Source organism: Candidatus Babeliales bacterium, from assembly GCA_016929235.1.
Lineage (GTDB): Bacteria > Babelota > Babeliae > Babelales > JABCYS01 > JAFGJD01.
Genome location: JAFGJD010000001.1, coordinates 21,007 through 32,251 on the forward strand (window position 1 = coordinate 21,007; position 11,245 = coordinate 32,251).

Below are 11,245 nucleotides of genomic sequence, written 5' to 3' on the forward strand. Positions count from 1 at the left end.
TGGGTTAAAGATGGGTGTGATGATGCAATTGAAAAAGTGATGACATGCACCTTCGTTCTGCGGTTGGAAGACACCAGCTTTCACCGTTAGGTGTTGGATTATTTTTTCGTGTTGGATGGGCTCCGAAGAACCAAAACATTATAGATCAGTTTTACAGTATTGGTTTTGGAGGATTTGGAGTATCGGGGCGGATAGATGATAGGTGGGGTATTGGTTATGCAATGACATACGTATCAAAGAATCTTAGGAACGATCTGATAACGCTTGATAATAATGATTTACATGCAAGCGAACATGCAATTGAGGCATTTTATAATTTACAGGTCGCGCCATCTATACATACAACATTACACATGCAGGCGATTACATCTCCGCTTACAACACAAAGTATTGCGTTTCCAATGAGCGTAACGCATACAGGTCGATTTTTTTTAGACAAGCAGTGCAATTGTTATTTTTTACAGCATGTGGAGCATGTGCTTTTCTTGGAGTTGTGTTTCGTACACAATCCGCAGCATTTTTCACAGTTCTTACTGCATGTCTTAGTGCCAGAACAGCACATGCTACATGCTTTGTTGCATTTTGGACAACACTTTTTGCAAATCATATTCTTCTCCTCTTAGCATAAGAATTCCTCTTATATGAATATACTTATGAGCTTCATGTGAAACAAGAATTATGATTTGATTGTTTTAAATTATGTGAAACAGGAAGACGAAAAAGAGCAGAGTTCTCTTGGTATTGGGTACGTCAGTAGGAGATTAGGTTATTTGTTCGAAATAATGGAGGAGAGAGAGGGATTCGAACCCTCGATTCCGATCTCTCGGAATAACGGTTTTCAAGACCGCCGCATTCGACCGCTCTGCCATCTCTCCGGTAAGGTTTTGGTGCGCCCAAAAGGAGTCGAACCTTTAACCTTCAGATCCGTAGTCTGATGCTCTATCCAATTGAGCTATGGGCGCAATATATGTCAATTTATGGTGGAGAGAGAGGGATTCGAACCCTCGTGCCCCATTTCTGAGACTCTTGCTTAGCAGGCAAGCGCTATAGACCACTCAGCCATCTCTCCATGCTATACTACTTGTACTACCTCTACAAGAGAATACTGAGTATGAGGCTAGTATGCAAAAGAGAATAAGGATTCTATCATTTTATGCAAGTATAAAAAGGACTCTAATGGCGCTGATGCTAACGATAAAAGTAGTTCCAAAATCGGGGAATCCTCGATGGAAATTGGAATCATCGGGTCAATTAAAATGCTATCTCAAAAATCCCCCAGAAAAAGGGAAGGCTAATGCCGAGCTTATCAAGCGCTTGGCTCAGGCACTCAAATTGTCGACTGAGCGTATTGTTCTGGTATCTGGTGCGACAAGCCGGATTAAGATGATTAAAGTTATTGCTGATATTACCTATGATCAGGTCCTTGAAGCCTTAGACATTGCGCAGCAAACCTCATTTTTGGTTAACTAGAATCATACAGGGATTTTTGTCACGGTCTGATTATGGGGGGTGTCATAGAATGCCGTATTTTATCTGGAAGGGACTTGATCTTGCTGGGGAACAGCAGGAGGGCTCTTCATTTGCTGAGACATACAAGGAGTTAGAGAATCTCTTGCTTGAGCATGATATTGCCCTTTTAGATGCTCACATTACTCAGCCGGTACAGAAGGCCTCATCCTATAAACTAAGCCGAAAAGAACTACTTAATATTCTTCAACATCTTGGGTTACTGTTAGATTCAGGTTTATTGGTTCCCGATGCTTTAGCTGTTATTGCTGCACAGATTACGACGCTTCGTATTAAAAATTTATTGGAAGATATAGGAGAGCGGGTGCAGGCAGGTGAATCGCTTGCGCAGGTTATGGAGTCGATTCCTAAGCTTTTCCCTGCTCTGATTGTTGCTATGGTTCATGCCGGGGAAGTATCAGGTTCATTGGGGGATGCTCTCGGGCATTTGTCAGATCATCTTGAGCGCATGGAATCATTTTATAAAGCATTTCGTTCAGCCGCACTTGTTCCTCTGGTCACCCTGAGTTTTTTCATAATTATTTCGGGAGTGCTTTTGACGTGTGTTGTTCCTCATTTTGCATCAGTAATTTTGTCTGTTGGTGGTGAACTTCCCTGGAGTACTCGGCTCTTATTGAATTTGAGCGCTTGGTGTATGAGCTTCAAGCCATTGGTTGTTGTCGCAATGGTAGTCGTAGGATTGATAGGGGCTAAAATTGCCTACCTTAATGATGAACGGATTACATACTTCGTTGATCGACTAGTATTGATGGTTCCAGGCATTGGTGGTTTTACTGCTCGGGTTCAGTTGATGTCATTTTTTGCTTCATTAAGCATGTTATTAGCACGCTCGGTTTCGATTGTTAATGCACTTGAGTGTTCGGTTCATTCAATTTCTAATCTCGTATTGCATGAACAATGTATGATGCTTAGTTCTTTGGTTTTAACAGGGAATTCCTTGAGTGATGCAGTTGGATCTTTAAATTCTTTTTGGTTTGACCAAGAAGTTAGGGCTCTTGTACGTATTGGGGAGGAGTCGAGTCGGCTTGCTCAGCTCATTGATCGAGTGGCATCCAGATATAGAGAACATATAGAAAATACGCTCTCTATGGTTACGCTTCTGGTGCAACCGACGCTTCTTATTTTATTAGGGGGTTTGATTGCTGCCCTCATCATGGCAATTTATGTACCCATTTTTACCTTATCGGATACTATTGGGTTTGGTGGGGTGCGTTGACCCTGTGGTGCTTTTCAAGTAGTCTTGAGACGATTTTCCTTGAGGTTTTGATTGATGCCGGGATGGCGGAACTGGTAGACGCACGGGACTCAAAATCCCGCGATAGCAATATCATGTCGGTTCGACTCCGACTCCCGGCACCAGATATTGTCGGAGCATTTCTATGGCAGACCAAGATTGTATTTTTTGCAAGATTATTGCGCGAGAAGTGCCTGCACAGATTATTCAAGAAACAGAAGATATTGTCGTCATTAAAGATATTGCTCCCAAAGCACCTGTGCATTATTTGATCATTCCGAAGAAACATATTCGCGATTTGCGTGTATTAGAGCCTTGTGATTATAATGTTGTATCCAATTTATTATTAATGGCACAGCGATTAGCAAAAGATCTTCCTCAGCCAGGTGCATTTAATTTAGTATCCAATAATGGTCGCGAAGCTGGTCAGCAAGTGCATCATATTCACTTCCACTTTCTCGCTGGCAAACAATTTCCGAGTCTATAAATTATTTAGGTTCTTTGGTAGAGTGCCTCCACACGGTAGATAGGAGATTAGATGCACGCGTTGGTTATTCTTTTTAGCGTTTTGTTTTCATGTTTTTCAACGGTAATCATGGCGTACATTTCTATGGCAACACCGATTGGGCCATGGATTGCAACGACCGTCGTTTTACTTGCTTCGCTAGTTATGAGATTTTTTATTCGCGATGTCCAACGCAGTGCGGCACTTGGATATGTAACGATGGCGTCGTCTATTGGTGGTATTGCGGCAACGGCTGTTGGTTTTTCTTTTCCTGCGATTCATTTTTTAGTGCCAGAACAATTTGCATTGTGGATGCATTCTCCTGTGTGGTTTATATCAATTGTTGGAGGAATTACGTTGGCCGGGGGGTTGATGGGGTTATGGTTTGCTGGTGTTGTGGAAGATGATCTCCTGTATTCTCAGCAGCTATCATTTCCCATTGGACAATTGGTTCATAAAATGATTATTGCTCAAGAAGGCATTCGTAAATCATATGAATTAATTATCGGATTTTTTTCTACGATTCTATTTCACGTTGTGCAGAGTGGTATTGGAATTTTTTCACGTGTTGCATGGTTGTTGCCCCGTTCGTTGACCTTGCTGCCTAAGGTCGATTTAGGGGGCTTTTCTTTGCCTGTAATTCGTTTTGATATATGGCCGCTTGTGTGGGCAATTGGTTTCGTAACAGGCCATGTTATTATGGTTCCCCTTGGCGTTGGAGCTCTTGCGCAAATTGGCATTATTGGTCCCGTTCATGCTTGGTTCTTTTCTCATATTTCATTTAGTGATTTTGTGCTTGCATTTGCGAGTGGGATGGTGCTTATTAGTGCCGTGCAAGGAATGATTAAAACGCCCAAATCATTATGGTATACGGTCCGTCGATGGTTCTCGGAGCGCACAGTTTTGCATCGAAATCTTAGATCATTTGTTTCGTTTGAGATTGCGTTGATTATAGGCATTGTGGTTGGTTTGTTATCATATTTCCAATTTTCACTTGTAACACAAATGTATCTTATTGTTGGAACACTGGTATGTACATATCAGATATCAGTTATTGCAGGGAAAATTGGGCTTGCGCAGTTGGGACGATTTGCAACTTTTGTAATGGTACCAGCCTTAGTTGGCTTACGTGTGACATTTGTACAGGCTATTATTATTGCGACGTTTGTGGAAATATGTGGGGGGGTAGCGGTTGATGTTTTATTTGGAAGAAAAACTGCATCTCTTTTGAAATTAAATAGAGTCCTTGTTAAACGTTATCAGCTACTTGGGCTTGGTGTTGCGACTCTGGTGGTTGGTGGAGTTATATGGCTTTTAATTACACGATTTGGCCTGGGAACCGATGAACTTTTTGTACAACGAGCCTATGCACGAGCTTTATTAGTACAATCAGGTTCTGTTGATCTGAAGGTGCTGGGCCTGGGGTGTCTGTTCGGCTACGTGATTTCGTTACTTCGCATGAGTCCTATGTTGGTCCTTGGTGGCGTACTGATGCCGTTTAATCTTACGCTTGGATTAGTTGCCGGTGGTTGTATGACATTGCTTACCAAAGACAGAGAGTCGTGGTATCCGTTCTGGTCAGGAGTCTTTGCTGCCGGATCATTGTGGATGTTGGTACAAGCGTTGTGGTGACATTTGCATATTACTTATTGTATTCGAAACCATTGTTGAGTTTATTCTTGTCTACTAGTCTAATACGCATTGATCATACTGCAGTTATGATTTTGATTAGTTATTATCTGCTAGGATAAAATTATAATCGACTGATACTTCGGTACCGGCAGCTTCTGCTATACCAGACCACCATACATCTGTTTTTTCTGGAATACGTATTTGTGTTGCGAAGTTTGCTGATCCTTGAACGCCGTACGCTTCGAGCATGATTCTTTTTGCTCCTATTGGACTAGAAGTATTTCCGGCATTTTCTCGTTTCCAAAATATGAGTCGGGCAGTTTTACTGGATGCTACATATGCATTTGCTTGGGAAAGAAACATAGTTTTACCCGCGGGTACGGTATACATGCTCATAAGAGTTTGCCCAAATCCGATTCCAGAAAAGCCAATAACAGCAAGGGTTGCGGGAGTTTCATTTTGTATGGTTATGATACCCGCATTGGTTGCTCCGTATGTCCCAACTGAAGTGATATATGCTCGATAAATTCTACGAAAGCTTTGGGTGGTATATGAGCTTTCTGTTGCTCCTGCAAGTGTGATTTCTTCTGATATTGGATTGAAGTTGTTGTCCAGGCCCACCACCATGATTTTTTGTGCATTTGCTCCCCCAGCAGTATCAGCAGCATTACCTCCTGCTGCGACTCGAACTCTAGATGCAGTGGTTGGCCATGGGTATGTTCCGCCGTTTGTCCAAATATCCGCGAAGCTTGTGGTTAATGATTCATAGTGGGCAAACTTGTAATTGCTTTCCTTACCGCTAATGAGTCCAAGACCAGTATCACAACGAAAATCATTAGAAATTCTTACGAGTTGTGTGTCAGCGTTCTTTGTGATGGTGTTGGTTATGCTAAGGGTTGTGCTTTTATTTTTTGATACATGGTACATGCTCTGTAGCCTGAATGCGGACTGGGCGGAGGATCCATTGGTATATACAACTCGATAGTAACGAGCGGTTACTGGAAAAATGTGTTCTTGTGGTATTGCTGCTGATACAGTAAATGTTTTTATAAAATCCCAATTGGTATTATCGTTTGACTGTTGTAAAGATAAGCCGTTGGCTGCCGATTCAACGTCAGAGTAAACACTTATAGAAATGGTAGCATAGTTAGAGACATCTTCGCCGGTTCCTGTAAATATTGATCCACCAGCTAATGGAGTACTTGTTGAGTTGCTTGTTGAGATAGTTGCAGAATCAAGTAGATCAACAATATCCCGAAGTGTTCCAGATATGGTTGCATCAGGTCCAAGAATATTTCCAACATCTCCGAGTGTTGTATAGATAGGATTAAGATCCAAAGAATCAAGTATGGTGAATGTACCTGAAATGGCCTCTGATATACTGGTTCCAAGATACGTATCTGCATCTCCAAGCACACCGAGCACGGTATTTGCAGATGCTGGTTGTGACACATCACCAATCATGGTGTATGTGCCGTTGAATCCTTCGTTCATGATAGTGGTCATTTCATGCAGTGTTGTGTATGTGTTATTAAAGCCTGCGTCGATGGATGTGAATGTTCCAGCAAGTGCTTCTGAGATGCTTGTTCCTAAATGTGTACACGCATCGCCCAAGATACCCAGTACTGATCCCGCACATGCACCTTGTGTTATATTGCCAAAACGATCTGATACTAATAAATGAAGTTGATGAAGTTTTTGTTCTATTACTCCTAAGCGCAATGAATCACTTCTCGTTGGCAGCTTTTGTATTGTTTGAATCAGTGATTGTAGCGCGATGATCATGTCTCCTTTTGTTACAGCATGCGGTGCACATTGCAATGATTCGTAACATGCTATAAATGGCTCTGGAAGGATATTTTCAGCGTTATATGCTTCTGCATCGCAGTAAATATCCTCAATGATGGTTTGAAGTTCTTCTTCAGTGAGCACCGTCATCTCCGGACTGTTGAGTAATTCACGATAGGTTAAAAATTCTTCTGGAAGTTGGTTAGTAAAGTGTCGGCTTTGTGCGTAATCGTAAAATGCGTTGACAAAATGTTTTAACGATTCAGTTCGTGTTTGGGTTTCTTGAGCGATACGATCTGCATCATCCAGTACATACACAGATGGGAACCATAGTAGGAGACATATACTAATGAGTGTATTGTGTTGTGAAAGCTTCATACATACTACTCCGTCATTAGAAAAACTTTATTACGGATGATCGTATGAAATGTATTCGAATATTGTCAATCACTCTTTGAATGATTAAACGGCATTCCAGGAAAGGTAGCTTTCTATGAATGGCATGATGTCACCGTCAAGTACGAGATCAGGTTGTGGTGATTCATAGTTTGTGCGGTGATCCTTAACCATTTTATAAGGATGCAAGACGTACGATCTGATCTGTGAGCCCCATTCTATTTTTTTCTTTTCGCGTGCAGATGCTTTGGCAAGTTGTTCTTCCTTTTGTTTTTGTGCCAATTTTGCCATTAACATTTTCATAGCAGTTTCTTTATTTTGATGTTGTGAGCGTTCATTTTGGCACTGTGTAACAATGCCGGTTGGTATGTGTGTGATGCGTACGGCAGATTCTGTTTTGTTGACATGTTGTCCGCCGGCGCCGCCTGCACGATATGTGTCAATGCGTAGATCGTTGGGATCAATAGTGATCTCAATATCCTGTACTTCGGGCAAGATGTGTACACCTGCGAATGACGTATGGCGACGCTTATTGGCATCATATGGGGAAATGCGCACAAGTCTATGAATGCCGTGTTCTCCCTGTAGGAGGCCGTATGCGTTTTGTCCTTGTACGAATACGACGGCTGATTTGATGCCGGCTTGTTCGCCGGGTTGCAGATCAACAACTTTTGCCTTCAATTTATGTCGCTCGCAGAATCGCATGTACATGCGCAGAAGCATGTCTGCCCAATCTTGAGCCTCAGTTCCACCTGCTCCTGCATTGACGTGGACAAAACAGTTGCCGGCATCTTCAGGGTTAGTGAGAAACAGATTGATTTTGAATTCAGATGCCTGCTTGGTTAGCTGTGCAAGATCAGCTTCGATTTTTTGTAGCTCAGTTTCATCTTCTTTGAATAGATCAAGAAGTTCCTGAATTTCTCTATATGATGATACGAGCTGTTGATAATGGTCTCGAATATTTTTGAGTGCTTGCAAGTCTTTGAGCACTTGTGCCTGGTCAGATCTCTTCCAGAATGTTTCTTGCGTGCTCTCTGCTTTGAGGGTCTGGTACCGCTCTTCTAACTTCGAATCGTTCCAGAATGTGGTAATGGCGGTCATGGTTGGTTCAAGAGCTTTCACCTGCTCTTTTAGTTCATCGAATAACATGGCCTTGTTTCTCTGATTGGGTATCCTTATATAAATATATCTTTATCACTATAACAAAGTGATCTCTGTCTTACTATGGAGTGGGTATGAATCCTGGTCGGTTATTTCTTGTTTCTGCGCCTTCGGGTGCCGGCAAAAGTTCATTAGTTGCGGCAGTTATAGAGCAACTTGCATCGTCCTATTCAATTCGTCGGGTTATTACCTATACAACTAAACATCCTCGTCAGGGTGAGGTTGAGGGTGTGGACTATCATTATATAGGGGAGGTTGAGTTTCTCAGGAAATTAGATGAAGGGTTCTTTCTAGAATCAAGTACTGCCTACCACGCCTATTATGGGTCGCCTCGTTCTATTATTACAGATCTTGCTCAGGGACATTCGTGGATATTGGTCGTTGATCGTGTTGGGGCTTTAAGGATTCTCGAGGAGGTTTCTGATGTGGTGGCGATTTGGATCACAGTTCCATTTAATTCACTTGCCCAGCGGTTACGGGAGCGGGGAACAGAATCAGAGGAGCAGATTCAGTATAGGATTGAGCAGGGCAAGAGTGAGCAGGCCCAAGAGGATGCGCGGTCCCTCTATAGCCATGTTATTGTGAATGATGATTTTAATAGTGCTGTTGTGCAGTTGGGGAATCTTATCATTTCATATATTGATGCTGCCAGACGGTAAAGAGATGGGGGCGTGGAATGGGTTGTTTTTAAGAGGGTCGTCCATGCTTTGGAGGTGGTTTATGAAAAAGTTTCTATGTATGTAAAAAATGTATTGACGGCCATCGGTGCATCTGTATAATGGATTGAGCATTCACAAACATATACGTGATGAAAAAAGTTCTTTGAAATACTTACAAGATCCTTAACAATTTTTTTATTAGGCAAATTGAGCCTGCAAGTTTTGTCAGTCCGCTCGAACTTTTCGTAACGGAGAGTTTGATCCCGGCTCAGAATGAACGTTGGCGGCGTGCCTAACACATGCAAGTCGAACGAGAAAGCTCCTTCGGGAGTGAGTACAGTGGCGAACGGGTGAGTAACGCGTAAGAATCTGCCCTCTAGTGAGGAATACCCTCGAGAAATCGAGGTTAATACCACATACGTCCCCTCGGGGAGAAAGGTGGCCTCTTTGCTATCGCTGGAGGAGGAGCTTGCGTACTATTAGCTTGTTGGTGGGGTAAAGGCCTACCAAGGCGACGATGGTTAGCCGGCCTGAGAGGGTGAACGGCCACACTGGAACTGAGACACGGTCCAGACTCCTACGGGAGGCAGCAGTGAGGAATTTTGCACAATGGGCGAAAGCCTGATGCAGCGACGCCGCGTGGAGGATGAAGGTCTTCGGATCGTAAACTCCTGTTAAGTGGGAAGAAAAGCGTACTCCTAATACGAGTGCGTTCTGACGGTACCATTAGAGAAAGCACCGGCTAACTTCGTGCCAGCAGCCGCGGTAATACGAGGGGTGCTAACGTTATTCGGAATCACTGGGCGTAAAGGGTGTGTAGGTGGTATGTTAAGTCAACTGTTTAATCTTTCGGCCTAACCGAGAGCTCGCAGTAGATACTGACGTACTAGAGGGTGGAAGAGAGAAGTGGAATTCTCGGAGTAGCGGTAAAATGCGTAGATCTCGAGAGGAACACCAATGGCGAAGGCAGCTTCTTGGTCCATACCTGACACTGAGGCACGAAAGCGTGGGGAGCAAACAGGATTAGATACCCTGGTAGTCCACGCCGTAAACGATGATCACTAGACGTCAGTTTCGTTTTACGAGATTGGTGTCGTAGCTAACGCGATAAGTGATCCGCCTGGGGACTACGGTCGCAAGACTAAAACTCAAAGGAATTGACGGGGGTCCGCACAAGCGGTGGAACATGTGGTTTAATTCGATACTACGCGAGGAACCTTACCTAGGCTTGACATGTATTTGACCGTTGTAGAAATACAGCTTTCTGGGCTTCGGCTCAGACAAATACACAGGTGCTGCATGGCTGTCGTCAGCTCGTGTCGTGAGATGTTTGGTTAAGTCCTCTAACGAGCGCAACTCCTGCTATCAGTTGCTATTCTTCGGAAGCACTCTGATGGGACTGCCTGGGAAACCAGGAGGAAGGTGGGAATGACGTCAAGTCCTCATGGCCCTTATGTCTAGGGCGACACACGTGTTACAATGGCTAGTACAGAGGGTTGCCAACCCGAGAGGGGGAGCTAATCCCTTAAAGCTAGTCTAAGTTCGGATTGAGGTCTGCAAATCGACCTCATGAAGTTGAAATCGCTAGTAATCGCGCATCAGATCGGCGCGGTGAATACGTTCTCGGACCTTGTACACACCGCCCGTCACACCACGAAAGTTGTTTGTACCCAAAGTTGTCTTAGCTAACCGTAAAAGGGGGCGGGCACCTAAGGTATGGGCAGTGATTGGGGTGAAGTCGTAACAAGGTAGCTGTAGGAGAACCTGCGGCTGGATCACCTCCTTTCGAGGGAGATATCCACAGATTCTTAATCGAGTCTGTTATATAATAAGGTGTAATAGTGGAAAGGCACACTTGCAGGCGCCTCTAGTTTGGGCCTATAGCTCAGCTGGTTAGAGCACCCCGCTGATAACGGGGAGGTCAGTCGTTCGAGTCGACTTAGGCCCACCATTTTCTGGTGGGGGGCACAAAGATGACTGATCGTGGAAAAGGGGATGTAGCTCAGTTGGTAGAGCGTCCGTTTTGCACGCGGAAGGCCAGCGGTTCGACTCCGCTCATCTCCACCAAAATATCCTGATCTTGTAAGTAGAAAAAATGTAAGAGTAGTAGATAAAAATTTCTTGTGTTCTTTGAAATATTCGTAACATAATATCCTGAAAACAAAACAAGTTTTCTTGAGTTTTTAATTATCTCAATTTTTATAAAGACTTGTGGTTAATTGAAAAGGGCATTTGGTGAATGCCTTGGTATCAGGAGGCGATGAAGGAGGTGGAAGACTGCCAAAAGCTTCGGGGAGCTGTCAATCAAGCTTTGATCCGAAGATTTCCGAATGGGGAAACCCA

At 43.5% G+C, this 11,245-nt stretch carries 8 protein-coding genes, 6 tRNA genes and 2 rRNA genes; 11 read left to right on the top strand and 5 right to left on the bottom strand.

Going from position 1 to position 11,245, the window contains the following annotated elements:
* Positions 1–44: 44 nt before the first annotated feature.
* Positions 45–623 carry a carbohydrate porin gene (locus tag JW872_00105; protein ID MBN1549057.1) on the top strand — a complete coding sequence of 193 codons (579 nt, stop codon included), beginning with the start codon at positions 45–47 and terminating at the stop codon, positions 621–623.
* A gap of 160 nt (positions 624–783) precedes the next feature.
* Here the strand turns inward: JW872_00105 and JW872_00110 are convergent.
* From JW872_00110 to JW872_00120, 3 genes are all read right to left on the bottom strand, one after another.
* Positions 784–875: transfer RNA gene (locus JW872_00110), tRNA-Ser, on the bottom strand.
* 10 nt (positions 876–885) lie between these two features.
* Positions 886–962, bottom strand: a tRNA-Arg gene (locus JW872_00115).
* Positions 963–978: 16 nt separating this feature from the next.
* Positions 979–1,069: transfer RNA gene (locus tag JW872_00120), tRNA-Ser, on the bottom strand.
* Positions 1,070–1,176: 107 nt separating this feature from the next.
* On the opposite strand from JW872_00120, the gene JW872_00125 reads away from it, so the two are divergent.
* From JW872_00125 to JW872_00145, 5 genes are all read left to right on the top strand, one after another.
* Positions 1,177–1,470 carry a DUF167 domain-containing protein gene (locus JW872_00125; GenBank protein ID MBN1549058.1) on the top strand — a complete coding sequence of 98 codons (294 nt, stop codon included), beginning with the start codon at positions 1,177–1,179 and terminating at the stop codon, positions 1,468–1,470.
* 49 nt (positions 1,471–1,519) lie between these two features.
* The gene (locus JW872_00130) at positions 1,520–2,743 is read left to right on the top strand and encodes a type II secretion system F family protein (protein MBN1549059.1); all 1,224 of its coding nucleotides are present in this window, start codon (positions 1,520–1,522) and stop codon (positions 2,741–2,743) included.
* Between the two features lie 56 nt (positions 2,744–2,799).
* A tRNA-Leu gene (locus JW872_00135) sits at positions 2,800–2,886 on the top strand.
* A 20-nt stretch (positions 2,887–2,906) separates the two neighbouring features.
* Positions 2,907–3,248, top strand: coding sequence for an HIT domain-containing protein (locus tag JW872_00140; protein MBN1549060.1), 342 nt, complete (start codon positions 2,907–2,909; stop codon positions 3,246–3,248).
* A 51-nt stretch (positions 3,249–3,299) separates the two neighbouring features.
* Positions 3,300–4,898 carry an OPT/YSL family transporter gene (locus JW872_00145; GenBank protein MBN1549061.1) on the top strand — a complete coding sequence of 533 codons (1,599 nt, stop codon included), beginning with the start codon at positions 3,300–3,302 and terminating at the stop codon, positions 4,896–4,898.
* Between the two features lie 96 nt (positions 4,899–4,994).
* Here the strand turns inward: JW872_00145 and JW872_00150 are convergent, their stop codons facing one another.
* Positions 4,995–7,064: a hypothetical protein gene (locus JW872_00150; protein ID MBN1549062.1), complete on the bottom strand. Its 2,070-nt coding sequence runs from the start codon at positions 7,062–7,064 to the stop codon at positions 4,995–4,997.
* Between the two features lie 84 nt (positions 7,065–7,148).
* Positions 7,149–8,231, bottom strand: a complete 1,083-nt coding sequence (gene prfB, locus JW872_00155; GenBank protein MBN1549063.1) for a peptide chain release factor 2 — start codon at positions 8,229–8,231, stop codon at positions 7,149–7,151.
* A gap of 86 nt (positions 8,232–8,317) precedes the next feature.
* On the opposite strand from prfB, the gene JW872_00160 reads away from it, so the two are divergent.
* The 5 genes from JW872_00160 to JW872_00180 form a co-directional block, all read left to right on the top strand.
* Complete coding sequence (locus JW872_00160; protein MBN1549064.1) at positions 8,318–8,902, top strand: hypothetical protein; 585 nt, start codon at positions 8,318–8,320, stop codon at positions 8,900–8,902.
* Positions 8,903–9,147: 245 nt separating this feature from the next.
* Positions 9,148–10,688: ribosomal RNA gene (locus tag JW872_00165) — 16S ribosomal RNA — on the top strand.
* 88 nt (positions 10,689–10,776) lie between these two features.
* Positions 10,777–10,853 (top strand) — tRNA-Ile (locus tag JW872_00170).
* A 40-nt stretch (positions 10,854–10,893) separates the two neighbouring features.
* A tRNA-Ala gene (locus JW872_00175) sits at positions 10,894–10,969 on the top strand.
* A 145-nt stretch (positions 10,970–11,114) separates the two neighbouring features.
* Positions 11,115–11,245, top strand: a 23S ribosomal RNA gene (locus JW872_00180); the annotation flags it as partial.